The organism is Streptomyces sp. NPDC050485, assembly GCF_044458185.1.
Taxonomy (GTDB): domain Bacteria; phylum Actinomycetota; class Actinomycetes; order Streptomycetales; family Streptomycetaceae; genus Streptomyces.
The window spans coordinates 247,422-274,396 of sequence record NZ_JBITHR010000009.1; the positions used below are offsets into that span (position 1 = coordinate 247,422).

A 26,975-nucleotide genomic window follows, 5' to 3' on the forward strand; every position below is an offset into this window, starting at 1 on the left:
GAACCTCGGAGCTGCACAGCGCCACGCATGGCCGCTGTATTCCCTCCTCGGCTGTTACCTCTTAAGTCATCGCATGGTTCCGAGGAGTGTTACGCGCAATCTTCGTGGCCCGAGTCACACCCCAAAGGAGACTTAGCGGCCACAAGGGGCAGATACCCCGCAATCGAGTGCGCCGGACCCCCTCGGGGGATCCGGCGGCTCAGCCTGTCCGGCGGGCTGCGGTCAGTGCTCGCGCGGCGCGGGAACGACCCGGTCCACCTCCGGGTGGACGGTGAGCAGTTGACGCATGGCCGCCTCGGCCGCCATGGCGTCGCCGGTGGCGAGGGCGTCCACGATGCGTCCGTGGTGGGCGAGGGAGCCATCGGTGGGGCGGTCACAACCGGTGACCGGGCTGCCGGAGACCTGGAGCGCCGAGGAGACGATGCCCGAGAGGTGCTCCAGCATCCGGTTCCCGGCGAGCTGGATCAGCAGGGAGTGGAACTCGGCATCGGCCCGCGAGAAGGTGATCGAGTCCGCCTGGGTGAGCGCATGGCCCATGATCTCCACCATGTCGCCGAGGCGCTGCTGGACGTCCTCGCGGCCGTGGCCCGCGGCCAGCCGGGCGGCGAGCGGCTCGATGGTCCAGCGCAGCTCGGCCAGCTCGCGGCGCTGGTCGTCGCGCTGCGGACCGAAGGCCCGCCACTCGATGATGTCCGGGTCCAGCAGGTTCCAGTCGCTGACCGGACGGACCCGGGTGCCGACGTTGGGCCGGGCACTGACCAGGCCCTTGGCCTCCAGCACGCGCAGGGACTCGCGGACGACCGTACGGGAGACCTCGAACCGCTGGCCGATCTCCTCGGGGACGAGCGGGCGGTCCGCGCCGAGGTCGCCGGAAACGATCATCTGGCCGAGTTGCTGGACGAGTTGGCCGTGCAGGCCCCGGCCACGGCTGCCCGCCGCGCGTCGGCCCATCCGGCCGAGATCTGCGTCACCGCCGTCCCAGGAGGGGGCGCCGACCCGGTCGGACGGGCGCGTCTCCGCGTAGGGGTAGCGGTCGAGTTCGCCCGGGGCCGCGAGGCCGGCGTCGACGGTGCGGGCGGTCATCATGGTGTGCGCAAGGGTGCTCATGCACCCTTTGTCGGCGGGACTCCCGTGGCCCTTGAGGTCTTTGGTGAAAAGCACACGAAAGGGTGATCACCGCCGTCCCCGCAATTGACGCTTTATCGGAAAGAAGCGGGCATCCCCAAGGGAGTTGTGGGCAGATCCTCGCTCTCAGGTCCGAGGAGATCACCAACGGGCCCTGGCACGGAGGCCGGTGAGCAGATAGGCGCAGACCAGGACGGACAGCGACAGCGCGAGTGCGGCGCCGACCGGTTCGGCGACCAGATGCAGAACGCCGATGAGCCAGTGGTCCAGGCCGTGCGGCCACCGCACCCAGGCCAGGTCGCGCAGCCGGTCGGGGAGCCCGGCGACGGACCGCGCCGACGGCCCGTCCAGGGCCTTCTTCAGGAGCGGTACGACGAGGACGGGCACGGCCAGCACCGCGGCGAGGCCCGCGGTGGTGGCTCGGAAGATCCCCGCCGCGAGCAGCCCGGCCCAGGCACAGCCGACGGCGAGACCGGCCCAACTGGCGCTCAGTGCGGGCCATCCCCGCGGCAGCCCCGCCAGGTCTCCTCCGTACACGAGGCGCAGCATCTGCTGGTCCACGGCGACCGCGAGGGCGGCCAGCAGGAGCGCCGCCGCGGCGGTCACCACGAGCTTGGCGCAGAGCAGGCCGAGCCGGCGCGGGACGGTTCCCCGGTCGGCGGCGAGCGCCGGGTAACGGTATTCGTCGCCGAAGGCGAGTGCGCCGAACAGTCCGGCGCCGAGCGCGGCGGGCGGCAGCGGAAGCAGGCCCGGCCAAGCGGCGAGGAGCCTGGGCAGCGGCTCGTGCCCCCCTCTGGCGAGCACGACGGCCAGGACCGCCGACAGAGCCAGAACGCCCGCCGCCAGCACGAAGGTTGTCCGTACGCCGAGGAGCCTGCGCAGTTCGTAGCGCAGGGGGCGCAGCGGGGTGCGGGCCGGTCGCGGGGCGATGGGCAGCGGATGGGAACTCCTGGGCGGGGCGGGCCGTTCCTGGAGTGGGACGGAGACGCTTGGGCCGGTGTCGCCGATCTCGTCGGCAAGTCGATGAAGCAGCACGCCGTTGCGGAAGGCCGTCTCCCCGACCTCCGCGCAGCTGCTGCCGTACACGGACAGGTGCCTTCCGTCCTCGGCGACCACCTCGACGGAGCGCTGGGCGGCGCGCGCCTCGCGGCTGACCAGGTCGCCGAGGCGGGCGGCGTGCGGGGTGGCGACGGCGACCCGGGGGCGCAGCCGGGTTCGGGCGAACTCGGTGGCGTCCTGGTCGGCGACGAGCCGACCGCCGTCGATGGTGACGACCCGGTCGGCGACCCGGGCCGCTTCCTTCGGGTCGGCGAAGGTGCACAGGACGGTGCCGCCGTGGTCGGCGTGGCCGCGCAGCAGTCCGTACAGCCAGGCGTTCTCGCGGGGCGACAGTCCCTCCGCGGGCTCGTCGAGGAGAAGGGTGTGCGGGTCGGCGAGCAGGGCGGCGGCCAGGCCGAGCCGACGGTCCATGCCGAGCGAGAGGGCGCCGAGGCGGTGCTCGGCGAGGCCGGAGAGACCGACGACCTCAAGCATCTCGTCGGCGCGCGAGACCGGGACTCCGGCGACGGTGCACATCAGCTTGAGCTGGCCTCTGGTCGTGCGGGCCGGGTGGCCGGGCACATCGCCGAGGAGGGTGCCGACTTCACGGGCGGGGTGGGCGAGTTCGTGCAAGGGGCGGCCGCGGAAGTAGGTGACGCCCCGGCCGGGTTCGAGTTCGAGCATCAGGCGCAGGGCCGTTGTCCGGCCCGAGCCGGGCGCGCCGAGAAGGGCGGTGAGCTGCCCGGGTCTCGCCTCGAAGGTGAGGTCGTCCACGACGGACGGGAGGTCTCGGCGGGGGGCGCTGGTAAGTCCGATTGCCTGGAGCATCGCTTCTCTCGCGGTAGGTGAGACGGCTCGGGGGCAGGCCGGGGTACCGCAGCAAGATAACGCGACATTTTGGACTTTTGGCGCAAGATTGAGGCAGTACGGCTCCGGGTGTCAGGCCTTTGGGCGCGTCCCGGGCAGGGCTGCCCCCAGCGCGAGGCCTCGCTGTCAGACCTCGGGCCGCAGCATCGGGGGGTTGAGCAGCGTGGCACCGCCGGCCCGGAACAGCTGGGCAGGGCGGCCGCCCTGCCGCGTCGTGGTGCCGCCGGCCGGGACCAGGAAGCCGGGCGTACCGGTCACCTTGCGGTGGAAGTTGCGCGGATCCAGAGCGACGCCCCACACCGCCTCATAGACCCGCCGCAGCTCGCCGACGGTGAACTCGGCCGGGCAGAAGGCGGTGGCCAGCGAGGAGTACTCGATCTTCGACCGGGCGCGTTCCACCCCGTCCGCCAGGATCTGGGCGTGATCGAAGGCGAGCGGCGCCGGCTGTTCGCCGTCGCGGCCGAATCCGCCGTCCTGGCTGAGCAGGTCCTCGACGGGGGCCCAGCGGGCGCTGTGCGCGTCACCGCCCGCGCGCGGCGCCGGCAGATCGGGGGCGAGGGCGAGGTGGGCCACACTGACGACGCGCATCCGGGGGTCGCGCTTGGGATCGCCGTAGGTGGCGAGCTGCTCCAGATGCGCGCCGTTGGCAGGAGCCGGGGCCGACGGGTCCGAGGCGCACAGCCCCGTCTCCTCACCGAGCTCCCTGGCCGCCGCCGCGGAGAGGTCCTCGTCGCCGCGGACGAATCCGCCGGGCAGCGCCCAGCGCCCCTGGAACGGTGGCTCCCCGCGGCGCACCACGAGCGCGCAGAGCGCATGGCGGCGCACGGTCAGCACGACCAGGTCGACGGTCACGGCGAAGGGCGGGAAGGCCGACGGGTCGTAGGGCGACATGCGGCGATCATAGTCGTCTGCCTGACGATAAACACTCCCCTCGACACCCCCTGCCGCGTCTTCTCCCGCCTCCGCTCCCATGGCGCTCACACCTCTCAGCCTCCCAACTGGAGCCATGCGGCGGCCTGCTCGACCATGCCCACGCCGAGTCTGCTGATCCGTACGGTGAACGGCTCGCCCGCGACGCTCAGCCCCGCGAGCCGGATCGCGCCGAGCGGGGCCGACCGTACCGGCGCGAGCGCGACCGATCCGGCCAGGGCGTCCGGGCGGATCCCGGCGAGGGTGGCGAGCAGGTGGATGCCCGCGGCCGCGGCCACCGCGGCGGGCCGGCAGGCGGCCGGATGCGGCACAGGCACGCTGTCCCCGGTGCGCTGCTCCCCCGAGTACATCTCGGGCAGCCGGTGACCGAACATCTCCGCGGCGTCCAGGACCCCCCGCAGCAGGGCGCCGGCCTCCTTCTCGAATCCCGCCGCCGCGAGCCCCGCGACGGCGACGGCGCTCTCGTGGACCCGCACCGCGCCGGCCCGGTGGCCGAACGGGTTGTACCCCGGCTCCTTGACGGCGAGGCCGCGCAGCCCCCACCCCGAGTCCATCGCGGGGCTGCCGAGCAGCCGGGCCAGCTGTTCGGTCTGCACCTTGTCGAGCAGCCCGGGTGCCGGCCGGCCGCCGCCGAGCAGCCCCGTGTCCAGCAGGTGGGCGGCGCCCGCGCCGAGCAGCGGAACCGGACGACCGTCGGCGGCGCGGGCGGCCGCGGGGCGGCCACCGCCGAGATCGTCGACCCAGAACTCCGCCCGGAACCGGCCCCGCAGAACCCCGGCACGTTCAAGCCACGCATCGGCACCCGGACGCCCGCACTCGCGGAGCAGCTCCGCGCCGAGCAGCGCGGCCCGGTGAAGGTGCGCCTGGGTCTCGGCGCGGACGAACCCGCCTGACCCGGGACCGGTGTCTGCGAGGTAGCCGTCGTCCCCGACGGCGGCGGCCAGCCAGTGCAGACAGCGCTCCGCCGCGGGCAGCAGCTCGGTCACCTCCGGCTCGGGCAGGCCCCAGCGGCGCGCCTCCGCGAGCACCACCGGAAAAGCGAGAGTCGCCTCCACTCCCGTACAGCCGGGCGGCAGATACGGTCCCGCATCCCTGAACGGACCCGGAATACGCCCCAACTCCGGCCCAGGACCCGTCAGTTGGGTCCTGGCCAGCGCGCGCAGGGTGGCCGCCGCGAGCCGGGTGGAGAGCGGTAGCGCCATGCGGGCCGCCCAGAGCGCCTCGGCAGGTGCCGACCCGCACCGCCAGGGGACACCGGCCGCGGCATACAGATCGGCCGGGCGCGCCGGATCGCGAATCAGCAGGGCCCCGAGATCGTCGACACTGCGGTGCAGCAGCGCTCCGACGCGCGGATCGTCCCCCTCGGCCCTCGTGTCCTGGGCCGAGGGCAGCGGGCTCGCGATCCGTCCGGGCGGCCGCACGGGCCGGTCGGTCCTGATGGTCAGCTGGATCGTGTACGAGCCGCCCGGCGGCAGTTCCACGGTCCAGCGCAGCACCCCCGCGGAGGCGAGCGCGTCGGTCGGCGGCGGCTGGGCGCTCACCGTGGAGCGGGCGGCGTCCGAGGTCCAGCGCATCCCCGAGTCGTAGACGCTGGCGGGCAGTTCGGGCCCGGGGCGGCCCGCGGCGACCGCGCCCAGGTCCGCCAGGTCGGTCCCGAGGGCGACTTCCACCGGGAGCCGCAATGGCCGGGCCGAGGAACTGCGCAGGGTGATCCGTTCGGTGCCGTCCGCCCGGCGGAGCCGCTCGACGGTGATCTCGGGGTCGGGGCCGGTGTCCGCCGCCGTGCGGACCACGGCGAGGAACCTCGCGCGATCGGCCGATATCGCTCTGCCCTGAACGGCGATCGGCTCCCGGTCCGCCACCCTCAACTGGCAGCGGGAGAGCAGCCGTCGGCCGTGCTGGTAGAAGCCTTCGAGCCCGCGTCCGGTCAGCTGGCCGTGCTCCGGCGACACCGCGAGGCCGGGCAGGGCCACGCAGATGACGGCGGCGTGCACCGCCGGAAGCTCACCGAGCGGCCCGGCGACCTTCGACGGAACCGGGCCGGGCGGGCTCGCGATGGCGGGGCCGGTGCCGGGGCCTGTACCGGTGCCGGGGCCTGTACCGGTGCTGGGGCCAGGAACTGTGGCGACGCCGGGGCTGGTGCCGGTGCCAGGACCGGTGCCGGTTCGGGGAGGGTAGGTGGATGCCATGCGTACCCTTCTGCGCGTTGCGGACCGCGAAGGCGGACCGGGCGGATCCGCTCGCCCGTGCGGCGCGCGACCCGGTGCCGCACTGCCACCACGGTGAACGCCGCGAGAACCCACCGGGTCACGGACAGGCAGCCCCGGGCCCCGCCCTCCAGGACCGCACGAGCCACCCGCCCTCGGCCACTCCCCGCGCCGCCACCCCGGTGACATTGCAAGACACAACCGAGTCCGGACAGACCGCCCCCGGCCCCGCCCTCCAAGACCCCACTGTCTACGCACCCTCTGTCACACCTCCCTCCTCCATTCGCTCCCCGCCGCCCCGACGCCGCGTGCGCTCGCGGACCTTCATCGGCTTGGGGCGCCCTGGTTCAGGACGCATCGAACTCCCCTTCTGCGGACGGCTGTTGGGGCGCGCCCCGGACGACGGACCAAACGTGCGGCCCGGCCTGGCGCGAGGCACCCTGCGCACGCTCGGCTCGGTCGGCTCAGGCGACGCGGCGGGCTCCAGCGGCTCGGTCGTATCCAGCAGCTCGATGGGCTCACGCTGGTCGGTCGGCTCAAGCACCTCGATCGGCTCGGGCAGGGCCGTCGGCTCTGAAGACTCCGCCGCGCTCTCGGGCGCAGGAGCGATCGCCTCGTTCGCCTCAGGAGGGCCGGCCAGCCGCGCCGCGCGCTCCTCCCGTAGGCAGATGCGGAGCTCCTCGGGGTCGAGGCCCTGGTTGCAGGCCCGGTGGAGCAGACCGGCGAAGCGGTAGTCGGGGTCCGCGCGCATCGCCATACCGAGAGCGACCCTGGCGTTCGGATCGTCACCGGTCGACCAGGAGACCCAACCCGCCAGGGTGAGCGGCGCGGCGGCATGGTCGCCGTACGGCCCGACGCAGCGGCGGGCCAGCGCCCGCCACAGGCGCAGCGCGGGCTGAGCGTCGGGCCCCTCCATCCACTCGGCGGCCCAGTCGCGGGTCGTGCGGTCCTGGAGGCCGAGGATCACGGCCGCGGCCTCGTCGTGGGCGATGAGGCCGTCGTCCAGGTCGTCCGTCGCGTTCCTGCCGAGGAGCAGGGTGTCACCGCCCCGGTCGACCGCCGGGAAGGCACCCGTGCAGTGGGCAGGCTGCGACGGCGCTTCGGCGATCCGTCGCATGAGCCGCGCCGCCAGGTCGAGCGTCTCGTCGGCCACACCGCGCCGTCCGCCCTCGCTCAGGATGCGGGGGAACAACTCAGCGGCCGCCGCGTCCAGTGCCCGTTCCTGATCTGCCGCCGCCTCGGTGCGCCACGGCGTGAGATGTTCCTCCATCTCCCGCAGAGAACCGCGTACTTGGATACCGGCATAGGTCGCCGCGGCCGCCATGACGGAGGTGCCGGGCAGGGCCAGCACGTTTCCCTCCGGTGGACAGCAGCGGGTGTCCGGGCAGCAGTACGACCAGTAACGGCCGTCGGAAATGCAGAGCGCTTCGAGAACAGGAACGTCCAGGCCTCCGCAGGCAGTTCGCAGCCGCTGGGCCAACGGCCGTAGCCGTTCCATGACTTCATGTCCGGTGCCGTCCACCGAAGGGTCCTGACAGAGGAAGACGACGATTCCGTCGGGCCGGGGTCCGCGCCGCTCGCTGCCCGTGACCAGACAGTCGGCGAGTTGGTCGGCGATGTCGGGCCACTCCTGCGGCGAGGTGGGCAGCCCCACCCTGACCCGGCCGCCGAACCGACCGCTCTCGCCGTGCAGCGCGACCAGCACGGCCGAGTCGGTCGGGTGGAAGCCGAGCAAGTACGGCAGGGCGTCGGCGAGTTCGGCCGGGCCGCGCAGGGTGATGCGGGGCTCGCCCGACGGGTCGTGGGATTCGGATTCGTGGTGTTCGCTCGTGTCTCGCATGCCTCGACGGTCCCGCGATCACGGCTCTCCCACCACCCCTGTGGATAACCTTGTCCACAGGGCATCGGCCCTGGTCATACAAGTCGCGACGGCCGAGCGACGCAGGCCGCGAGCAGGGCGCCCATCGCGAGGGCCGCCGCGGCCACCGAGAGGGCGGCCTTGGTTCCGCTGTCGCCGGGCGATGCCTGGAGGACGGAACCGAGTACGGCGACGCCCACGACGGCGCCGGTCTGGCGGGCCGAGTTGAGCGCGCCGGACGCGATGCCCGCCTGCTCCTTGGGCACCGCCGACACCAGCGTGGTGACCAGGGACGGGACGGCGAAGGAGACGCCGAAACCGAACACCAGCAGGCCGACGGCGGTCAGCGCGTACTGCCCGGCTCCCTGGCCACCCACGAAGAGCAGTTGGACGAGCGCGCCCAGCGTCATCAGTGAGAAGCCGAGGATCGAAGGGACGCGCGGGCCCTTCCTGGCCACCAGGCGCCCGGTGTAGATCGGGTTGAAGGCGGTGGGCAGGGTCAGCGGAAGGAAGGCGAGGCCGGCGGCCATGGCGGTGTAGCCGAGCCCCTGCTGGAGGTGGAGCGACATGACGAACAGGACGCCGGAGAGACCGAAGTTGACGAGCAGACCGTTGAGCAGGCCGACCGAGAAGACGGTGTTGCGGAACAGGTGGAGCGGCAGCATCGGGCCGTGTACCCCGGGCTCGCGGCGCTCCACGGCGATGAAGCCGATCGCGGCGGCCACGGCGACAGCCAGCGCGATCAGCACCGGCGCCGAGGCCCAGCCCTCCGGCTCGCTCTGGATGACGCCGAACGTCAGGCCCGCCAGGGCGAGTACGGCGAGCAGCTGACCCGGCAGGTCGATGGCACGGTCCGGGTTGCGGGGCACCTGCGGCGCGAAGGCACGGGTGATGAACACACTGAGCAGGGCGACCGGCACATTGATGACGAAGATGAAGCGCCAGCCGAGGGTGTCGGTGAGGACACCGCCGACGACCGGGCCCGCGGCGAGCGCGACACCGGTGACGGCCGCCCAGGAGCCGAGCGCGCGGGCGCGCTGGGCGGCGTCGGTGTAGGCGGTGGCGATGACGGCCATCGAGGCCGGCAGCAGGGCGGCGCCCGCGACGCCGAGGACACCGCGCATGCCGATCAGCACGCCCAAGTCCGGTGCGGCGGCGGTGAGTCCGGAAGCGATCAGGAAGGCCCAGCTGCCGATGAGGAAGACCCGGCGGGCGCCGAAGCGGTCGGCCAGCGCGCCCATCGTGAGCAGCAGCGCGGCGAAGGTGAGGGTGTATCCGTTGACCACCCACTGGAGCCCGGACAGGCCGCCGCCGATATCATCGCGGATGGCGGGCAGTGCCACGTTCACCACGCTGGTGTCGAGCAGCACCATGAAGTAGCCGAGCGAAAGACCCAGCAGCAGAAGCCCTTTGCGCCGGATCCCGGCCTCGGGCTTGACACCCGCCGCAATGCTCCCTTCTTGTGCGGTCGTCACCGCCGATGACTGCGCGGACATAGTTGTTCCCTTCTCCCTTACCGATGCGGAAAGACGGACTTACTGATTCGGAAAAGCGGATTCGAGGCGGCCGGGTCGTGAACCTGCGGCCTGTTACAGCCTGGTGGGAGCCCGGGCGAAGGGGAAACGGGAAGTTCCGATGGCACGATCGGAAACGCCGATGGTTCGGGGGAAGCCGATGCAGCTCCGTCAGTTGAATACGTTCCGTACCGTTGCCGAAACACTCAACATCACACGGGCGGCCGAGCGGCTGAACTATGCCCAGTCGAGTGTCACCGAGCAGATCCAGTCACTCGAAGCGGATCTGGGGGTGGCCGTGTTCGACCGTTCCGGGCGTCGGCTGCGGCTCACCGCGGCGGGAAATCGCCTGGTCGAATACGCCGAGCGGATGCTCCAGCTCGCCGAGGAGGCGAGGGCGGCGGTGGCGGGCGTGGCGGACCCGGCCGGCGAACTCACCATCGGTGCACCGGAAACGCTCTGTGTGTACCGGCTGCCTTCCCTGCTGACCCGGTTCCGCGAGACCCATCCCAACGTCCGGGTCGTGCTGCGGCCGGGCAACCGGTCGCAGTCCCGCGGCGGCGTGCGCGAGGGAACCCTGGACCTCTGCTTCACGTTCGGACCGCCGCCCGCGGAGCCGGAGTTCGAGAGCATGGCGCTGGCTCCCGAGCCCGTCGTCGTGGTGGCGCCCCCCGGGCATCCGCTGACCAGGATGAAGGAAGTGAGCACGGCCGAACTGGCGGGCGCGGACTTCCTGGTGACCGAGCCCGGATGCAGCTACCGCCGGATGTACGACGAGACACTCGGCAGCGTCCAGGGACCGCGGCCGACCCTGGTGGCCGAGCTCACCAGCATCGGGGCGCTGCGCAGTTGCGTCGCCGAGGGGATGGGCTGCGCGCTGCTGCCGCGGATCGCGGTGGCGGCGGATCTGGCACGGGGCGCGCTGGAGACAGTCCCGTGGACCAACGCTCGCAGCGAGACACCGTTGCATGTCTCCTGGCGCGCCCAGGGCACCCCTTCGCCGGGTCTCCGCCCCTTCCTGGACACCGCGCGCGAACTGCTCTGCAGCCCGGCGCTGTAGGAGTACCGGCCGTTCCCCGGCCAACCGGCTGCCCGTGCGCAGACACCCCTGACCAGCGGAGATGGCTGATCAGGAGCGGTTCGTTCCGCGATTGTCGGACCCGTCCTGTTGTATGGGGGCATGGAGCACACGAGCAACGCGGATCTGCGCACCGAGGCCGACACGGTCCTCGCCCGCCTCGTCGGGGACCCCACCGGCACCGCGCGGCTGCGCGAGGACCAGTGGCGGGCCATCGAGGCGCTGGTCGCCGACAAGCGGCGGGCGCTCGTCGTGCAGCGCACCGGCTGGGGCAAGTCCGCGGTGTACTTCGTGGCGACCGCCCTGCTGCGAGCCGCCGGAGCGGGCCCTACCGTGATCGTCTCCCCGCTGCTCGCGCTGATGCGCAACCAGGTCGAGGCGGCGGCCCGGGCGGGCATCAGCGCCCGGACGATCAACTCCGCCAATCCGGAGGAATGGGACACCATCCAGGCCGAGGTCGCGGCGGGCGCCGTGGACGTGCTGCTCGTATCGCCGGAGCGCCTCAACAACCCGGACTTCCGGGACAACGTGCTGCCCAAGCTGTCCGCCGCCACGGGTCTGCTCGTGGTGGACGAGGCGCACTGCATCTCCGACTGGGGCCACGACTTCCGCCCCGACTACCGCCGGCTGCGCACCATGCTGGTCGAACTTCCGCCGGGCGTACCGGTGTTGGCCACCACCGCCACCGCGAACGCGCGGGTGACGGCGGACGTGGCCGAGCAGCTGGGCACCGGCAGCGGCTCGGACGCGCTGGTGCTGCGCGGCCCCCTCGACCGCGAGAGCCTGAGCCTGAATGTGCTCTCGCTGCCGGACGCCGCCCACCGGCTCGCCTGGCTCGCCGACCACCTCGCCGACCTGCCGGGCTCCGGGATCATCTACACGCTGACGGTCGCCGCGGCCGAGGAGATCACCGCGTATCTGCGCCAGCGCGGGCACACCGTCGCCTCGTACACCGGCAAGACGGAGAACGCGGACCGCCAGCAGGCGGAGGACGATCTGCTCGCCAACCGGGTCAAGGCCCTGGTCGCGACGTCCGCGCTCGGCATGGGCTTCGACAAGCCGGACCTGGGCTTCGTCGTGCACCTGGGCTCGCCCTCCTCCCCGATCGCCTACTACCAGCAGGTGGGCCGCGCGGGCCGAGGCGTGGCCCATGCGGAGGTGCTGCTGCTGCCGGGCCGCGAGGACGAGGCGATCTGGAAGTACTTCGCTTCGGTGGCCTTCCCGCCCGAGGAGCAGGTGCGGCGCACCCTGGACGTGCTGGCGCAGACGGACCGGCCGCTGTCGCTGCCCGCTCTGGAACCGCTGGTGGAGCTGCGGCGCACCCGCCTGGAGACGATGCTGAAGGTGCTCGACGTGGACGGCGCGGTGCGCCGCGTCAAGGGCGGCTGGACCACCACGGGCCGGCCCTGGGTGTACGACACCGAGCGGTACGCCTGGGTTGCCCGGCAGCGCTCGGCCGAGCAGCAGGCCATGCGCGACTACGCCTCGGCCACGGGCTGCCGGATGGAGTTCCTGCGACGCCAGCTGGACGACGAGCAGGCCGCGCCGTGCGGGCGCTGCGACAACTGCGCGGGCGCGCGGTTCACGGCGGACGTGTCCGGTACGGCCCTGGACGCCGCGCGCGGCGAACTGACCAGGCCCGGTGTGGAGGTGGAGCCCCGCAAGATGTGGCCCACGGGTCTCGCCGCGATCGGCATCGACCTCAAGGGACGCATTCCGGCGGGCGAACTGGCCTTCTCCGGAAGGGCTTTGGGTCGGCTTTCGGACATCGGCTGGGGCAACCGGCTGCGCCCGATGCTCGCGCCGGGCGCCCCGGACGGGCCGGTGCCGGACGATGTGGTGCAGGCGGTGGTGAGCGTGCTGGCCGACTGGGCCAAGAGCCCGGGCGGCTGGGCCTCGGGCGAGGCGGGCGCACCGGCCCGGCCCGCCGGGGTGGTGACCGTGCCCTCGCGCACCCGGCCCGCCCTGGTCGAGTCCCTGGGTGCGCGGATCGCCGAGATCGGCCGGATGCCGCTGCTCGGCCGGCTCGCCTATGCGGAGGGCCCGGCGGGTGAGCGGGTCCCGCAGTCCAACAGCGCCCAGCGGGTGCGAGCGCTGCACCACGCGTTCACGGTCCCGGACGCGCTCGCGGCCGCGCTGGCCGAAACGGGGGGTCCGGTGCTCCTGGTCGACGACGCCTGCGACACGGGCTGGACGCTGGCGGTGGCGGCCAGGCTGCTGCGCCGCTCTGGAGCCGAGGGGGTGTTCCCGCTGGTCCTGGCTGCCCAGTCGTAAGGCAGGGGTGATCCCGCTCGAGGCTGGGCAGGGATATGAGTGCCATACCCGTCGATTCAGGTCAGCGGCGTCAATTGCTCGTTGCCGCCCGACCGTACGGCAGCGAGAATTGGACCGCCCCCGCACGGTCCCCCTGTGGTCCGAAAGGGCTGTGCCGTGGTGCGCCCTCACCCGACCCTGCCCGCACCGTGGGCGCGTATCCGGAAGGGAGGACCATGACTTTCGGATTCGCTCCGTCCGCAGCCTCGGCAGCAGTGTCCACCCCCATAGCGGCCGACTCCGCGAACCGTTTCGGCAGGATCCTGGAGCCCGCCGAATGGGCCGCGGCCGGGATCCCGCTGCTCCGCAATCCGCGCGAGGTCGTCAGCGGACTGCACGCCCGGCACCTGCCGACACCGACGACCGCCGTCATCGCGGTGCTCGACCACGAGGAACGGCTCGCCGCCAGCGCGTCGTTCCGCCGCCGCGCCGCACCGGCCGACGGCTGGGAGTTCCGCAACGCCCTGCTCGCGCATCTGCGCCGGGTGATCCCGCACGACCTGCGCCGCCGGACCCCGGTACGCACCGCGGTGCTGCTCTACTGCCGGGACGGCGACGAGCGCTGGACGGAGGAGGACGGCGCCTGGATGTGGGGCCTGCGGGACGCCTGCACCCTGCACGGGCTGCGCTGCGGTGCGTACATCACGCTCACGCGGGCCGGCTGGCAGGTGCTCGGCGAGGGCCGGGGCGGCCGCCGCCCCAGCTCCACGGCCGGGCCCGGCTCCCTGGCGGACGCCGAGAGCGAACTCGCCGAGCCGCTGCCGCTGCGCTCGGGAACGGGCACCGTGGAAATGCTGCGGCGGACCGCGGCGCGCTGAACCGTTCCGGCAAGGCCTGGCGACATGTCGGCCGGGCGCCGTGTCGGGCGGACCCCACGCCAACCGGCCGCAGGCCCGGCCGGACAGCACTGGTGGCTGCTCCGGGGCATGCGCGCGCTGAGCCATATCCGCTCGCCCTGTGCCGAACCCCCCGCCGGACGGCGGTAGGGCACGGCGCAGGGCGCGGCGGCACGACCTTTCGCGCACACCGGGTTCCGGAACGCTCGCTCCGGATTCCGTCCTGACCCGCGAGGACCCGCAGGCGCGGGCAATTCCGCGCTCGGGGCCCGGAGTTCAGACTCCGGCGCCGAGCGCCGCGTTGATGCGCTGCGGGTCGCCGCAGACGATGAGCAGCGCCTCGGCGCGGCCCAGTGCGAGCGGCAGCGCGGCAGCGGCCGAGTCGTCGTCGGAGTTGACGGCGACGACCACGACCGGCCGGGCCGAGGCCCGTCCCGCGGCGGTGGCACCGGCGTAGAAGACGTCGTCACGGGCATCGTGCTGGGCCCAGTACGCATCCTCTCCGAAGGACAGCTCGTGCGCCGCCCACGGGTGGAGCTCACCGGTGGTGAGGACCAGGATGTCGCCCGGCACGCGGCCGGAGTCGAGCAGCAGGTCCACCGCCTCGCCCGCGGCGTCGAGCGCGCCGTCGGACGGGGCCGGGATCAGCTGGATCTGCGGCCCGGTGGACTGGTCCGGCCGGGTCGCCGGGGTCGGCGCGGCGGGGCTGTGCGTCCGCTGCGCGGGGGGCGCGGGCCGGGCCGGGCCGGGGCCCGGACGTCCGGGACGCGGTGCGGCCGCGGGACGCGGACCGGGTACGGGGCGAGGGGTCTGCGCGGTGCGGCCGGCGGCCGGGGTGACGCGGGGACCCTGGGCACTCTCGTGAATCTGAGGCTCCTCGGGGATGAGAGGCATGAGTGGATGTCTATCAAATGCCGGTGAAGGCGTCACCGGCGGGTGGGCACAAAGGTGCGATCGGGGCGGAGTCTCCCCGCAACTGGGCGGGAAAGTCCAGGGATTTCGGGCCGTGGCACCGGACTTCCGGACGTCCGCGAAGCGGATCGGAAGGCTCCGGGAACCGGGCCCCACGGCGGGGGAAACGGACCGAAAACCTCCGGACTCGTCCGGAATCCGGGTCAGAAGTCGAAGCCGAGCTGTCCCCCGCTTTCGAGTGCGGCCGCCTCCGCGGAGAGCCGCGTCTTCTTCAGGTGCCGCCACTGGGGCAGCGCGTCCAGATACGACCACGACAGCCGGTGGTAGGGGGTGGGGCCCCATTCCTCCAGCGCCACCTTGTGCACGGGCGAGGGGTAACCGGCGTTCTCGGCGAAGCCGAATCCCGCGTACTCCCCCTGCGCGTCCCCCAGTTCGGCCATCATCGCGTCCCTGCGCACCTTGGCGATCACCGAGGCGGCCGCCACCGCGATGCAGGACTGGTCGCCCTTGATCACCGTGCGGACCCGCCAGGGCAGTCCGAGGTAGTCGTGCTTTCCGTCGAGGATCACCGCGTCGGGCCGCACCGGCAGCGCCTCCAGGGCGCGCACGGCGGCCAGTCGCAGGGCCGCGGTCATGCCCAGCTCGTCGATCTCCTCCGGCGAGGAGTCGCCGAGCGCGTACGCGGTGACCCAGCCTTCCAGTACCGCGGCGAGCTCGGTGCGGCGTTTGGGGCTGATCAGCTTGGAGTCGGTGAGCCCGGCCGGCGGGCGTCGCAGTCCGGTGACGGCGGCACACACCGTGACGGGACCGGCCCACGCCCCGCGTCCGACTTCGTCGACACCGGCGACGATCTTGGCTCCGGTGATGGCGCGAATCGAGCGCTCGACGGTGTGGGTGGGTGGTTCGTAAGGCATGGCGCCTGCAAGGTTACGCCGCCAAGGGCCGCCCGCGACACCCAGGTCGCCGAGGAACGCGCCCGGGCCCGCGCGGAGGCGGCACCGCAGCCGCTCGCAGGGCGCCGGGGTCGCATTCAGCCGGTGTGAGGACGCAGCAGTGGCACCATCACCTGGTCGATCATCGCGGCGATGTCATCGTCGCTCCATTCGCTTCCGCACACCTTCGAGCGGAACATCATCAGCCCCGGGATCACATCGAAGACCAAGTCACCGGTGGCGTCCGGGCGCACGTCACCGCGCTCGATCCCCCGCCGCACCACCTCGCGGAACAGCCGGTTGGCGGGCTCGATCACTCGGCGCAGGATCAGCGAGTGGAAGCGGTCAGCCGCCGTGTGGTCGCATTCGTAAAGTACTGAACGCAGCGCGTAGCCGGATCGCGAGAACATCGTCCCGCGAATCCGCCGGCACAGCTGGTAGAGGTCCTCCCGTACGGAACCGTGGTCCGCCGCCTCGTCGAGGCTGGGGAATCCGGACTGCAGCGCGTCCGCGACCAGGTCCTCCTTGGAAGGCCAGCGGCGGTAGACCGCGGCCTTCCCGGTCTGCGCGCCGGCAGCCACGCCCTCCATGGTGAGGCCGCTCCAGCCGACCGTGCTCAGCTGCTCCAGCGCGGCGTCGAGGATCGCCCGTTCCAGAACGGGGCCCCGGCGGCGCAGCGAGACGGGCTGCGCTCCGGTGGCGGCAGCGCGCGAAGTAGCCATCTTCTTCTCTCCGTTGGGGACTCTCCGCGGGGACGGATACCCCCTGTTGGGGACGGGTGCCCCCAACCATCGGGGACGGGGGCGGCAACCGTTGGGGACGGGGGGTGCAGCGTACGTGCGCGGTGGCACTCCGTGTTCCATGGTGGCCCCGCGTCACCCCGATGTTCCAGATGTCGCCCGGCCCCAATGACGCCCAACTCACAAGGAAAAGCCTTGTGTTCATTCCCGACGACTCACTATGGTCACCCATTAGTGAACGGAAGCGTTCACTACGGCTTTCATGGGGGACCCAGTGACGCCCAATCAGATCGGCACGGACCAGCCAACCGACGCCCGCCCCGGCCCCAAGGACCGGTCGGCCCGACCCGGCATAGCCCTGACCGTCATCGCGGCATGCCAGCTGATGGTGGTGCTCGACGCGACAATCGTGAACATCGCTCTGCCCCACATCCAGACCGCCCTCGGCTTCTCCACCAACGACCTCACCTGGGTCATCAACGCCTACGCGCTCACCTTCGGCGGGCTGCTGCTGCTCGGTGGCCGGGCCGGTGACCTGCTCGGCCGGCGCCGGATGTTCATCACCGGCATCCTGGTCTTCACGCTCGCCTCGCTACTCGGCGGATTCGCCCAGGAGCCATGGCAGTTGCTCGCGGCCCGGGCCCTGCAGGGCATCGGCGGAGCGATCGCCTCACCGACCTCGCTGGCCCTGATCGCGACGACGTTCCCCGAGGGCCCGGAACGAAACCGCGCATTCGGAGTGTTCGCCGCCGTCTCGGCCGGTGGCGGCGCCATCGGTCTGCTCGCGGGCGGCATGCTCACCGACTGGCTGAACTGGCGCTGGGTACTGTTCGTCAACGTGCCCATCGGTGTGTTCATCGCCTTCCTCGCACCCCGCTTCATCAAGGAGTCGGAACGCCATCCGGGCCGCTTCGACCTCACCGGCGCGCTGGCCTCCACGCTGGGCATGGCGGCATTGGTCTACGGATTCATCCGGGCCTCGTCGGACGGCTGGAGCGACTCGCTCACGCTCGCCTCGTTCGGCGCCGCCGTGGTACTGCTGCTCGCGTTCATCGCCGTGGAGCGCCGATCGGCCCAACCCATCACGCCCTTGCGGATGTTCGCCGACCGCAACCGTTCCGGTACGTACGTGATGATGCTCAGCCTGGCCGCGGCGATGTTCGGCATGTTCTTCTTCATCGTGCTGTTCGTGCAGAACGTCCTGCACTACAGCCCGATCAAGGCGGGCCTGGCCTTCCTTCCGGTGACCGTCGCGATCGTCACGGGCGCCGGGCTCTCCTCCAACCTTCTGCCGAAGCTCGGCCCCAAACCCTTCATGGTGACCGGAACCGCCCTCACGGGCCTCGGCATGGCCTGGCTGACCCAGATCGACCCCGGCAGCTCGTACGCCGGGGGGATCCTCGGCCCGATGCTGTTGTTCGGCTTCGGCATGGGCCTCAACTTCGTCACCCTCACCCTGACTGCCGTCTCCGGCGTCGCCGACCGGGAATCCGGAGCTGCCTCCGGCCTGTTGAACGCCACCCAGCAGGTAGGCGGCGCGCTCGGCCTGTCCATCCTGACCACCGTGTTCGGTACCGCGAGCCGCCACGAGGCCACCACCCAGGCCAAGGACTTCCTGGCGAACGGCTCGGCCGAGCAGAAGGCGGCCTTCGTCAAGTCCCGCCAGCTGCCCGCCCCTTGGAGCGACGCGGTCCTCGCCCACGGCATCGGCACCGCGTTCATCGCCGCCGTCGCCCTGGTCGCCCTGGCAATCCTCACCGCGGTCTTCGTCATCCAGGTCCGCAAGAGCGACCTGGAGGCCCTGAGCGGCACGCCCGGGAGCGCCGCTCTCTAGACACGTGCCCTGGGGGTACGTTTTTGGGCCCGCCCGGTCCGCACCGAGCGGGCGGGGCGGGCCAGGTCGTCGTGGCAGGCAGGCCGAGGGGTCAGCCGGCCGGGGCGGCCGGGACCCAGTCCGGCAGGTTCTCCGTGCGGTCCAGCCAGGCGGCGGGGGGCGCCCCGGTCCGGTCGGCCGCGACCACCCCGCCCACGATCGCGCAGGTCGTGTCGACGTCGCCGCCCACCTGCGCGGTCGCCCAGAACGCCCGCTCGTACGCCCCGAGCCCGCGCGCCGCCGACCACAGCGCGAACGGAACCGTGTCGTGTGCACTGGTGCGCCGGCCGGAGCCGAGCACCGCGGCCACCGTCCCCGCATCGTCGTAGTCGAGCATGTCCCGCGCGCGCCGCAGCCCGGCACCGACGGCGCTGCGCGGCACCAGCGCGATCACTCCGTCGAGCAGCTCGCCCGGGCCCGGCGGTCCCGCCGGGGCGGCGACGAGTGCCGCGGCCGCCGCGACGGCCATAGCCCCCACCACCGCCTCCCGGTGCTGGTGCGTCGTGTACGACGAGATCTCCGCCTGGTGCGTGGCCTGTTCCGGATCGTCCGCGTACCAGGCGCCGAGCGGCGCGATCCGCATGGCGGAGCCATTGCCCCAGGAGCCCTGCCCCTTGAACAGCGCGGAGGCCAGCTCCCGCCAGTCCGCGCCCTCCCTGATCAGCCGGAGCATCCGGTTGACGGCGGGGCCGTAGCCCCGGTCGAAGTCGTGGTGCTCGGCGAAGGACCGCGCGAGCGCGTCCTGATCGATCCGGCCGTACGAGGCCAGCACGCCGAGCACCGAACACGCCATCTCGGTGTCGTCGGTCCACTGCCACAGCCCGTCGGGCAGTTCCCGGTTCTTCAGGCGGGGATAGTTGGCGGGCACGAAGAACTGGGAACCCAGCGCGTCGCCAACAGACAGCCCGCGCAGGCTGCCCAGCGCGCGCTCGAAGCGCGGGTCGAGTGATTCGGTCGAGGAGTCAGCGGTCATCGCACAGCCACTCTATCCGGTGATTCCGTACGGTTCCGGGGCGCGCCACCGCTCGAACGGCCGGTCCAGCGAGTACCGACCGTCGGCCCCGAGCAGCAGCGTCCTGGTCTCGGCGTTGCCCGGATTGGACAGCGACTCGAAGTCCGCCACGCTCCAGTGGAACCACCGCATGCAGAACAGCCTCATGGTCAGCCCGTGCGTGACCAGCAGCACGTTGGGCGGGTGGTCCGGCGCCTCGAAACTGCGGTAGAGGCTCTCCAGGAACGCCCCCACCCGGTCGTACACATCGGCCCCCGACTCACCCTGCGCGAACCGGTAGAAGAAGTGCCCGTACGCGTCCCGGTACGCCTTCTGCAATTTCACGTCGTCCCGGTCCTGCCAGTTCCCCCAGTCCTGCTCGCGGAGCCGCGGCTCCTCCCTGATCCGCACCTGCTCGGGGTCGAGGCCGAACGCCCGGAAGGTCTCATGGGTCCGCCGGTAGGGCGAGACATAGACGCTGACCCGTTCGTCCCCGAACATCGAGCGCAGCCTCTCCCCGGTCGCCTCGGCCTGTCGCCGACCGGACTCGGTGAGCTTCAGCGCATGGTCGGGCTCGCGTTCGTACACGGTGTCGTCGGCATTGCCCTCCGACTCGCCATGCCGGACGAGGACGATGCGCCGCGGTCTTGCCATGCCCAAACCCTAGATCGCCCGCGCGTCGGTCGAGCACTTGTCCGGCATCCATCCGGCGTATCCACCCGTCGAAGCGCTGCCGCAGTCTCCGGTCGTGGGACACGACCGCGACCGCTCCGTCCCATCCCGCCAAAGCGTCCTCCAATTCTTCGGCCGGCCGAGCACCGGGTGATTGGCGGGCTCGTCCAGCGTCAGCAGATCCGCCGGCCGGGCCAGCAGCCGTGCGAGCGCGAGCCGGGAGTTGCGGGGTCTGGGCCAGCAGCCCCGCACCTCCGTCGGCGACCGTCACAGCCTCGCCCTCGTCGGGCTGTTCGAGCTCAGCGAGCAAATGGAGCAGGGTGGACTTCCCTGCGCCGTTCTCCCCGACGATCCTTATCCGTTCACCGGGGCGAACCGTCAGCGAATCCTCTTCGAGCAGCGCCCTGTCTCCGCGAGCCTTGGTCACGTCGCGCAGAGAGATCTGAGTGGGCAAGGGCACCTCCCCGGCGTTCGGCAGCGGGACACAGTTAGACGTCGTAACGCTACAACCGTCGCGTTACGATGAGTGTGACATACGCGGACCATCTAATGCAACAGGAGTAGCAATTGAATATTCCACCCACCCCTCAGCCCCTCAGCGCCGCCTCCCCCGAAGAACCGACCGACGCCGCTACCCCGGCCACTCCGCCGGCTACGCCCACACCCCCGGCCCCTGGCAGCCGACGTCCGGGCGGCCGTACCGCGCGCACTCGCGCCGCCGTGCGGAACGCCGTGCTCACCGGGCTGTGTGAGCACGGCTACCCAGGACTCACTGTCGAGTACGTGGCCGAGCATTCGGGCGTGCACAAGACGACCCTGTACCGGCGCTGGGGCGGGCTCGAAGGTCTGGTCGCCGACGCGCTGGACCTGGCGGGCGAGGATGCCTGGACCCCGCCGGACACCGGCAGCCTGGAGGGTGATCTGCGCGCCCTGGCCCGCGAGGTGACGGGCTCGTTCACCGATGCGGCCGCTGCCGCCGCCCCCACCGCGTTCATCGCCGCAGCCTTCCAGGCACCGCGCGCGGCGGACGCGCTGCGCACCTTCTACACCGAGCGGTTCGGGCGGTGCGAAGCGGTCGTCCGGCGCGCGGTCGAGCGGGGCGAGGTGCCCGCTGACACGGAGCCCGGCGCCCTGGTGCGGGCGGTCTCGGCGCCCCTCTTCCTGCGCCTGTTCATCACTCGCGAGCCGATCGACACGCGTCTCGCGGACCAGTCGGCTGCGGCCGCGTTCGCCGCGGCCCAGGCAGGAGCCTTCATCAACTCACCTACTGATGATGGGAGTTGATTCAGACCGTCCAGTCCCTGTCGAGTTGGACGACATCACCCGTCAGCGCCGCCACATCGGTCTCGGTCTGCGCCCGCAGCGAGAGCCGTTCGACCCGCTCGGCCCGGTACTTGCCGTGCTCAGCCGCCGACTGCCACATCGACAGCACCAGGAATTCATGGCCGGGCGCCTCGGCGAACACCCCACGCAGCATGCCCGGTGACCCGGCCATCGCGGGGTTCCAGACCTTCTCCTGCATCAGCGCGAAGTGTTCGACCCGTTCCTCGTGCACTCTGCAGTGTGCAACACGGACGACGTCCGCGTCGGTGAAGCGCGGTTCGAAGCCGGTCTTCACGTCGAAGCGGTGGTCGAAGAGCTTCACTTCGATGTCTTTGTACGTGCCGGACTGCGCGGCAGCGAGCCGGTCGTGCGCCCGCGCCATGAAGGAGTCGTAGAACGCCCGGCTCTCCCAGAAACCGAAGACATGGGCCACATCCGGCCGCCTCCGACTCCAGCCGCCGCCCTGCCCCCGGAATCCGGGCTCGCCCAGCAACCCCGCCCATTTCCGCTGCCCCCGCTCAAAACCGCGGCGGTCCACCACGGTGCAGCGAATCCACTTGACCAGCACCGCGCCATCGTACGGCGGGAATCGATGCCCCGGTCATGCTCCGGCGGACTACTTCCGCAGCAATATGCGACGCCGCCCGAAATCCAGTTCAATGCCGAACACGGGGTCGAGAATCCCGCTCATCCAACCCACCCACCAATGCGCCCAGTTGTACGAGGTCCTGCTGCTCCACGACGATAGCGAAGACCTCTGACAACACCCGCCCGAGCCCGTCCGCGGGCACCCTGCGAAACGGGACTGGGGGTGCGAGGAGCTGTAGTGGTTCATCACTGTGAAGTCGGCGGGCCCCCACCCCGCACAGTGATCACCGCGTCCGGCGGCGCACACCAACCCCATTCCTCGAACAGCTTCAGAGCTGCGGGCGCGTACCCCCGACCGCTCCAACACCGTCGACGGCTCCCTCAAGTAAGCCGCGTGACAGAGGAGTTGCACGAGGCGTTACGCCATCGGCCGGCCGCCGGATTGCTCCTTGAGCGTGACAGCATGGGAAGCACGCGGGAGCGGCAGGGCGGAATCTGGGAGGGGTTTGGATGAGCGGCATCAGCAAAGGGCTCGGAATGGTCGAGGTGGCACTCCGATGGGATCCCAGCCCGCTCGGCTCGCCCGCCCACGACCTCGATGTGGTCGCCGGGGTCTATCCGACCCTCGCCCCGTACGGACCGCCCGACTACGTGGTGTCCTTCGGCAGCCGCTCTCCCGACGGCACCATCGACCTCAATCGGGACAGCCAGACCGGTCAGGGCCTCGGCTACGACGAGGTCATGACCCTGGACCTCGCCCGCGTACCGGCGGAGCACACGCGTGTGGTGGTCGGCGTGGTCATCCAACAGCGGGCGGGGCGCCGCGTCTTCGGCGATGTGGCCAACCCGGGGGTCCGTATCCGCGACGGATACCTCGAACTGTCGAACCACGACTTCCGCGAGGTCGCCGGCGCCAGGGCCGCAACGGTGGCGGAGTTCATCCGCGGCGAGTCCGGCGCGTGGGATTTCCGGGAGAGCATCCACGGATTCGACCTTGACCCGGATGCCTTCATCGCCACTATGGGGTCCGCGATCGCTTGACGTCACGGGCGGCCCTGCTCATGGCGTCTTGGCGCGTCACGGGCACGACCTAAAGGGATCGGCGGTTGCCGATCCCCTTGGTGCACTGCTGCTCAGCCAAACACGCGAGTTGCGCCGGACTATCCGGCCCACAGCGATTCCGTCAGGCGCGGCAGCGCAGCATCTCCAGCGGGGGGTTGGCGTGGAAGTCCGTCCAGAAGTCCTCACCGAACTTGCGCGCGCCGGCGTCGGACACCTCCAGCGAAACCCAGGTCACTTCGCTGAATCCGGCCGCCCGCAGACACTTTTCGTAGACCTCGCGGCGCGGGCGGTTGGCGACGAACGAGACCGGCTGCTGGTCGAGCAGCGCCGTGATCCGGACTTGCGGTCCTGTCTCGGCCTCCTCGCCGGTCAGCTCGCAGCGGAAGCCGTACTTGTCCAGGGGCGGCCCGTCGAAGCGGTAGTCGGGTGACTGGTTGAGCACGAAGAACTCGCCGCCGGGCTTCAGGCTCTGGTGCACGTTACGGCACATCCGCTCCATGACGGCGGCGTCCTCCGCGTAGTTGAGCAGCTGGACTGCCGCGGCGACGTCGAAGTACTGCTCGAGGGGCCGCAGTTCGGACACATCACCCACCTCGTAGCGCACCCCCAGCGGACTGCGCTCCTCCAACTCCTGGGCCACGGCGACCATGACACCGGAGATGTCGATGCCGAGCACCTCCGCGGCGCCGCGCCGCTTGAACTCCCTGCTGTAGAAGCCGGTGCCGGAAGCCAGATCAAGGACCGACTTGCCGCGCACGTCCCCGACCATGGCCAGGAAGCCGGGCACCACCGCGTACTGCTCCAGCGGCAGCGCCTTGAAGCCCTCGAACGCCTCACCGATCTCGTCATACTGCTGCGTGCTCACCGTGCTGTCCTCCCCTGTGGTTCGTCACGTCCTCGGCCTCGGCCCCCCGCCACCGGGGCACGCCGCAGCCTCTGACGGGCAGTCTTCCCGCCCCCGGCAGACCGTCGTACTGGCAGAAGCCACGAAGATGCGGACATCGTCCCGGTCTCCTGCACAGACGGGCGTACGGCCGATTGGCCGGCGGGTGCGCACGCGGGAGGGTCCGCCCGCAGCGGCAGCACTCCCGGGTCAGCCCGGGCAGGCACGACGAAGGGGACCGGCGCTCGGCCGGTCCCCTTCGTGAACTGCTGGTCAGCTACCTGTGCGGGCTACGCCGGAAAGTGCATCCGGCGCGATACCACCCAGTTTCAGCTGCAACCGCTGGTGGAGCCGCAGCCCTCGCAGATGTAGCAGGAGCCGGCCCGCTGCATCTTCGTACCGCAGGAGAAGCAGAGCGGCGCGTCGGCGCTGATGCCGAGCTGCATCTCCACGAGCTCCGCCGAGGTGTGCGCGACCTTGGGGGCCTCGACCGGGACCGGCTTCGGGGCGGCGACGGCCTTCAGGGGCTCCGTCTGGCGCGGCGCGGACTGGGCCAGGCCCTCGACGTCCATCTCGTCGTCCTCAAGGGTCGGCTCGTACGAACCGGTCTCCAGGTGACGCTGACGCTCCTCGGCGGAGTGGATGCCGAGTGCCGAGCGGGTCTCGAACGGCAGGAAGTCCAGCGCCAGGCGGCGGAAGATGTAGTCGACGATCGACTGCGCCATCCGCACGTCAGGGTCGTCCGTCATGCCGGCCGGCTCGAAGCGCATGTTGGTGAACTTCGAGACGTACGTCTCCAGCGGCACGCCGTACTGGAGGCCGACGGAGACGGCGATGGAGAAGGCGTCCATCATGCCCGCGAGGGTCGAGCCCTGCTTGGACATCTTCAGGAAGACCTCGCCCAGACCGTCGTCCGGGTAGGAGTTGGCGGTCATGTAGCCCTCGGCGCCACCGACCGTGAAGGAGGTGGTGATCCCCGGGCGGCCCTTCGGGAGGCGCTTGCGGACCGGGCGGTACTCGACGACCTTCTCGACCGCGGTGCGGATGGTGTCCTCGGCCTTGGCCGTGACCGCCGCCTTCTCCTTCTCCTTGGTCTTGGCGGAGAGGGGCTGGCCGACCTTGCAGTTGTCGCGGTAGATGGCGAGCGCCTTGACGCCCATCTTCCACGCCTCGAAGTAGACCTCTTCGACGTCCTCGACCGTGGCGGTCTCGGGCAGGTTGACCGTCTTGGAGAGCGCGCCCGAGATCCACGGCTGGATGGCCGCCATCATGCGGACGTGGCCCATCGCGGAGATGGAACGCTCACCCATGGCGCAGTCGAAAACCTCGTAGTGCTCGGTCTTCAGGCCGGGGGCGTCGATGACGTTCCCGTGCTCGGCGATGTGGGCGACGATCGCCTCGATCGCCTCCTCCTGGTAGCCGAGGCGGCGCAGCGCCTGCGGCACCGTGCCGTTGACGATCTGCATCGAGCCGCCGCCGACCAGCTTCTTGAACTTGACCAGGGCGAGGTCGGGCTCCAGGCCGGTGGTGTCGCAGGACATCGCGAGACCGATGGTGCCGGTCGGCGCGATGACCGAGGCCTGCGCGTTGCGGAAACCGTTCTTCGCACCGAGGTGGATGACGTCCTGCCAGGCCTCCGTGGCGGCGGCCCAGATCGGATTGTCCAGGTCGTCCACGTGGACGGCCACGGCGTTGGCGTCGGCGTGCTGCTTCATGACGCGCTGGTGCGGCTCGGCGTTGCGGGCGTAACCGTCGTACGGGCCGACGACCGCGGCGAGCTCGGCGGAGCGCTTGTACGAGGTGCCCGTCATCAGGGAGGTGATGGCGCCGGCGAGCGCGCGGCCGCCGTCCGAATCGTACGCGTGGCCCGTGGCCATCAGCAGGGCGCCGAGGTTGGCGTAGCCGATGCCCAGCTGGCGGTAGGCGCGGGTGTTCTCGCCGATCTTCTGGGTCGGGAAGTCCGCGAAGCAGATGGAGATGTCCATCGCGGTGATGACGAGCTCGACGACCTTGGCGAACCGCTCGACCTCGAAGGACTGGCGGCCCTTGCCGTCGTCCTTGAGGAACTTCATCAGGTTCAGCGAAGCGAGGTTGCAGGACGTGTTGTCCAGGTGCATGTACTCGCTGCACGGGTTCGAGCCGTTGATGCGGCCGGACTCGGGGCAGGTGTGCCAGTGGTTGATGGTGTCGTCGTACTGGATGCCGGGGTCCGCGCAGGCCCACGCGGCCTCGGCCATCTTGCGGAAGAGGGACTTGGCGTCGACCTCTTCGATGACGTCACCGGTCATGCGGGCGCGCAGACCGAACTTGCCGCCGGTCTCGACGGCCTGCATGAACTCGTCGTTCACCCGGACCGAGTTGTTGGCGTTCTGGTACTGGACGGACGTGATGTCGTCGCCGCCCAGGTCCATGTCGAAGCCCGCGTCGCGCAGCGCGCGGATCTTCTCCTCTTCCTTCACCTTGGTCTCGATGAAGTTCTCGATGTCGGGGTGGTCGACGTCGAGGATGACCATCTTGGCCGCGCGGCGCGTGGCGCCACCGGACTTGATGGTTCCGGCGGAGGCGTCGGCACCGCGCATGAAGGAGACCGGGCCGGAGGCGTTGCCGCCGGAGGACAGGAGCTCCTTGGAGGAGCGGATGCGGGAGAGGTTCAGGCCGGCGCCGGAGCCGCCCTTGAAGATCATGCCCTCTTCCTTGTACCAGTCGAGGATCGACTCCATGGAGTCGTCGACGGCAAGGATGAAGCAGGCCGAGACCTGCTGCGGCTGGGGCGTGCCGACGTTGAACCACACCGGCGAGTTGAAGCTGAACACCTGGTGCAGGAGTGCGTACGCCAGCTCGTGCTCGAAGATCTCGGCGTCGGCGGGCGAGGCGAAGTAGCTGTAGTCCTCACCGGCCTTGCGGTACGTCTTGACGATCCGGTCGATGAGCTGCTTGAGGCCGGTCTCGCGCTGCGGGGTGCCGACGGCCCCGCGGAAGTACTTGCTGGTGACGATGTTGACCGCGTTCACCGACCAGAAGTCGGGGAACTCGACGCCACGCTGCTCGAAGTTGATCGAGCCGTCGCGCCAATTGGTCATGACGACGTCACGGCGCTCCCAGGCCACCTCGTCGTACGGATGCACGCCGGGGGTGGTGTGGATGCGCTCGATGCGCAGACCCTTGGTGGCCTTGGTTCCCTTGGCTCGGGAACCACGTGCCGGGCCGCTCGCCGTCTCTGTCATTGCCGCCTC

General features: G+C 71.2%; 20 protein-coding genes and 1 pseudogene. 6 read left to right on the top strand and 15 right to left on the bottom strand.

Going from position 1 to position 26,975, the window contains the following annotated elements:
* Positions 1 to 222: 222 nt before the first annotated feature.
* The 6 genes from ACIBK6_RS20510 to ACIBK6_RS20535 all read right to left on the bottom strand — a co-directional run bounded on the left by ACIBK6_RS20510 (position 223) and on the right by ACIBK6_RS20535 (position 9,521).
* Complete coding sequence (locus ACIBK6_RS20510; RefSeq protein WP_399052699.1) at positions 223 to 1,107, bottom strand: FadR/GntR family transcriptional regulator; 885 nt, start codon at positions 1,105 to 1,107, stop codon at positions 223 to 225.
* Between the two features lie 159 nt (positions 1,108 to 1,266).
* Positions 1,267 to 2,991, bottom strand: a complete 1,725-nt coding sequence (locus tag ACIBK6_RS20515; RefSeq protein WP_399052700.1) for an ATP-binding cassette domain-containing protein — start codon at positions 2,989 to 2,991, stop codon at positions 1,267 to 1,269.
* Between the two features lie 165 nt (positions 2,992 to 3,156).
* On the bottom strand, positions 3,157 to 3,921 hold the full coding sequence (locus ACIBK6_RS20520; protein ID WP_399052701.1) for an NUDIX domain-containing protein: 765 nt from the start codon (positions 3,919 to 3,921) through the stop codon (positions 3,157 to 3,159).
* A 95-nt stretch (positions 3,922 to 4,016) separates the two neighbouring features.
* Complete coding sequence (locus tag ACIBK6_RS20525) at positions 4,017 to 6,149, bottom strand: glycogen debranching N-terminal domain-containing protein (RefSeq protein WP_399052702.1); 2,133 nt, start codon at positions 6,147 to 6,149, stop codon at positions 4,017 to 4,019.
* 268 nt (positions 6,150 to 6,417) lie between these two features.
* A complete protein-coding gene (locus tag ACIBK6_RS20530) occupies positions 6,418 to 8,007 on the bottom strand; it encodes a DUF4192 family protein (protein WP_399052703.1) in 1,590 nt (529 codons plus the stop codon).
* Positions 8,008 to 8,081: 74 nt separating this feature from the next.
* Complete coding sequence (locus ACIBK6_RS20535; RefSeq protein ID WP_399052704.1) at positions 8,082 to 9,521, bottom strand: MFS transporter; 1,440 nt, start codon at positions 9,519 to 9,521, stop codon at positions 8,082 to 8,084.
* 178 nt (positions 9,522 to 9,699) lie between these two features.
* Here ACIBK6_RS20535 and ACIBK6_RS20540 point away from each other — a divergent pair, with 178 nt between their 5' ends.
* The 3 genes from ACIBK6_RS20540 to ACIBK6_RS20550 all read left to right on the top strand — a co-directional run bounded on the left by ACIBK6_RS20540 (position 9,700) and on the right by ACIBK6_RS20550 (position 13,748).
* Entirely contained in the window at positions 9,700 to 10,599 is a 900-nt protein-coding gene (locus ACIBK6_RS20540; RefSeq protein WP_399052705.1) for a LysR family transcriptional regulator, read from the top strand.
* Between the two features lie 120 nt (positions 10,600 to 10,719).
* A complete protein-coding gene (locus ACIBK6_RS20545; protein WP_399052706.1) occupies positions 10,720 to 12,891 on the top strand; it encodes a RecQ family ATP-dependent DNA helicase in 2,172 nt (723 codons plus the stop codon).
* A 215-nt stretch (positions 12,892 to 13,106) separates the two neighbouring features.
* Complete coding sequence (locus ACIBK6_RS20550) at positions 13,107 to 13,748, top strand: hypothetical protein (RefSeq protein ID WP_399052707.1); 642 nt, start codon at positions 13,107 to 13,109, stop codon at positions 13,746 to 13,748.
* A 294-nt stretch (positions 13,749 to 14,042) separates the two neighbouring features.
* On the opposite strand, the gene ACIBK6_RS20555 is transcribed toward ACIBK6_RS20550, so the two are convergent.
* The 3 genes from ACIBK6_RS20555 to ACIBK6_RS20565 form a co-directional block, all read right to left on the bottom strand.
* Positions 14,043 to 14,660, bottom strand: a complete 618-nt coding sequence (locus ACIBK6_RS20555; protein ID WP_399052708.1) for a hypothetical protein — start codon at positions 14,658 to 14,660, stop codon at positions 14,043 to 14,045.
* A gap of 221 nt (positions 14,661 to 14,881) precedes the next feature.
* A complete protein-coding gene (locus ACIBK6_RS20560) occupies positions 14,882 to 15,592 on the bottom strand; it encodes a ribonuclease HII (protein ID WP_399052709.1) in 711 nt (236 codons plus the stop codon).
* A 116-nt stretch (positions 15,593 to 15,708) separates the two neighbouring features.
* Complete coding sequence (locus ACIBK6_RS20565) at positions 15,709 to 16,332, bottom strand: TetR/AcrR family transcriptional regulator (RefSeq protein WP_399052710.1); 624 nt, start codon at positions 16,330 to 16,332, stop codon at positions 15,709 to 15,711.
* Between the two features lie 292 nt (positions 16,333 to 16,624).
* Here ACIBK6_RS20565 and ACIBK6_RS20570 point away from each other — a divergent pair, with 292 nt between their 5' ends.
* Positions 16,625 to 18,184, top strand: coding sequence for an MFS transporter (locus ACIBK6_RS20570; RefSeq protein WP_399052711.1), 1,560 nt, complete (start codon positions 16,625 to 16,627; stop codon positions 18,182 to 18,184).
* Between the two features lie 91 nt (positions 18,185 to 18,275).
* Here ACIBK6_RS20570 and ACIBK6_RS20575 read toward each other — a convergent pair whose 3' ends face one another.
* From ACIBK6_RS20575 to ACIBK6_RS20585, 3 genes and pseudogenes are all read right to left on the bottom strand, one after another.
* Positions 18,276 to 19,196 carry an ADP-ribosylglycohydrolase family protein gene (locus tag ACIBK6_RS20575; protein WP_399052712.1) on the bottom strand — a complete coding sequence of 307 codons (921 nt, stop codon included), beginning with the start codon at positions 19,194 to 19,196 and terminating at the stop codon, positions 18,276 to 18,278.
* Between the two features lie 12 nt (positions 19,197 to 19,208).
* Positions 19,209 to 19,868, bottom strand: a complete 660-nt coding sequence (locus tag ACIBK6_RS20580; RefSeq protein WP_399052713.1) for a histidine phosphatase family protein — start codon at positions 19,866 to 19,868, stop codon at positions 19,209 to 19,211.
* Between the two features lie 346 nt (positions 19,869 to 20,214).
* A pseudogene (locus tag ACIBK6_RS20585) lies at positions 20,215 to 20,346 on the bottom strand (hypothetical protein); the annotation flags it as partial.
* 113 nt (positions 20,347 to 20,459) lie between these two features.
* Here ACIBK6_RS20585 and ACIBK6_RS20590 point away from each other — a divergent pair.
* Positions 20,460 to 21,170 carry a TetR/AcrR family transcriptional regulator gene (locus ACIBK6_RS20590; RefSeq protein ID WP_399052775.1) on the top strand — a complete coding sequence of 237 codons (711 nt, stop codon included), beginning with the start codon at positions 20,460 to 20,462 and terminating at the stop codon, positions 21,168 to 21,170.
* A gap of 1 nt (position 21,171) precedes the next feature.
* Here the strand turns inward: ACIBK6_RS20590 and ACIBK6_RS20595 are convergent, their stop codons facing one another.
* Complete coding sequence (locus ACIBK6_RS20595; RefSeq protein WP_399052714.1) at positions 21,172 to 21,777, bottom strand: YdbC family protein; 606 nt, start codon at positions 21,775 to 21,777, stop codon at positions 21,172 to 21,174.
* Between the two features lie 530 nt (positions 21,778 to 22,307).
* Between ACIBK6_RS20595 and ACIBK6_RS20600 the strand changes: the two genes are divergently transcribed.
* Complete coding sequence (locus ACIBK6_RS20600) at positions 22,308 to 22,838, top strand: TerD family protein (RefSeq protein ID WP_399052715.1); 531 nt, start codon at positions 22,308 to 22,310, stop codon at positions 22,836 to 22,838.
* A gap of 142 nt (positions 22,839 to 22,980) precedes the next feature.
* On the opposite strand, the gene ACIBK6_RS20605 is transcribed toward ACIBK6_RS20600, so the two are convergent.
* A complete protein-coding gene (locus ACIBK6_RS20605) occupies positions 22,981 to 23,724 on the bottom strand; it encodes a class I SAM-dependent methyltransferase (protein ID WP_399052716.1) in 744 nt (247 codons plus the stop codon).
* Between the two features lie 347 nt (positions 23,725 to 24,071).
* Entirely contained in the window at positions 24,072 to 26,966 is a 2,895-nt protein-coding gene (locus ACIBK6_RS20610) for a vitamin B12-dependent ribonucleotide reductase (RefSeq protein ID WP_399052717.1), read from the bottom strand.
* Positions 26,967 to 26,975: the final 9 nt, after the last annotated feature.

Coding starts and splice junctions, on each gene's coding strand:
- ACIBK6_RS20515 (WP_399052700.1), bottom strand. CDS start 2,991: ATGCTCCAGGCAATCGGACTTACCAGCGCCCCCCGCCGAGACCTCCCG.
- ACIBK6_RS20610 (WP_399052717.1), bottom strand. CDS start 26,966: ATGACAGAGACGGCGAGCGGCCCGGCACGTGGTTCCCGAGCCAAGGGA.
- ACIBK6_RS20530 (WP_399052703.1), bottom strand. CDS start 8,007: ATGCGAGACACGAGCGAACACCACGAATCCGAATCCCACGACCCGTCG.
- ACIBK6_RS20525 (WP_399052702.1), bottom strand. CDS start 6,149: ATGGCATCCACCTACCCTCCCCGAACCGGCACCGGTCCTGGCACCGGC.
- ACIBK6_RS20555 (WP_399052708.1), bottom strand. CDS start 14,660: ATGCCTCTCATCCCCGAGGAGCCTCAGATTCACGAGAGTGCCCAGGGT.
- ACIBK6_RS20560 (WP_399052709.1), bottom strand. CDS start 15,592: ATGCCTTACGAACCACCCACCCACACCGTCGAGCGCTCGATTCGCGCC.
- ACIBK6_RS20565 (WP_399052710.1), bottom strand. CDS start 16,332: ATGGCTACTTCGCGCGCTGCCGCCACCGGAGCGCAGCCCGTCTCGCTG.
- ACIBK6_RS20550 (WP_399052707.1), top strand. CDS start 13,107: ATGACTTTCGGATTCGCTCCGTCCGCAGCCTCGGCAGCAGTGTCCACC.
- ACIBK6_RS20600 (WP_399052715.1), top strand. CDS start 22,308: ATGAGCGGCATCAGCAAAGGGCTCGGAATGGTCGAGGTGGCACTCCGA.
- ACIBK6_RS20535 (WP_399052704.1), bottom strand. CDS start 9,521: ATGTCCGCGCAGTCATCGGCGGTGACGACCGCACAAGAAGGGAGCATT.
- ACIBK6_RS20575 (WP_399052712.1), bottom strand. CDS start 19,196: ATGACCGCTGACTCCTCGACCGAATCACTCGACCCGCGCTTCGAGCGC.
- ACIBK6_RS20580 (WP_399052713.1), bottom strand. CDS start 19,868: ATGGCAAGACCGCGGCGCATCGTCCTCGTCCGGCATGGCGAGTCGGAG.
- ACIBK6_RS20520 (WP_399052701.1), bottom strand. CDS start 3,921: ATGTCGCCCTACGACCCGTCGGCCTTCCCGCCCTTCGCCGTGACCGTC.
- ACIBK6_RS20510 (WP_399052699.1), bottom strand. CDS start 1,107: ATGAGCACCCTTGCGCACACCATGATGACCGCCCGCACCGTCGACGCC.
- ACIBK6_RS20545 (WP_399052706.1), top strand. CDS start 10,720: ATGGAGCACACGAGCAACGCGGATCTGCGCACCGAGGCCGACACGGTC.
- ACIBK6_RS20540 (WP_399052705.1), top strand. CDS start 9,700: ATGCAGCTCCGTCAGTTGAATACGTTCCGTACCGTTGCCGAAACACTC.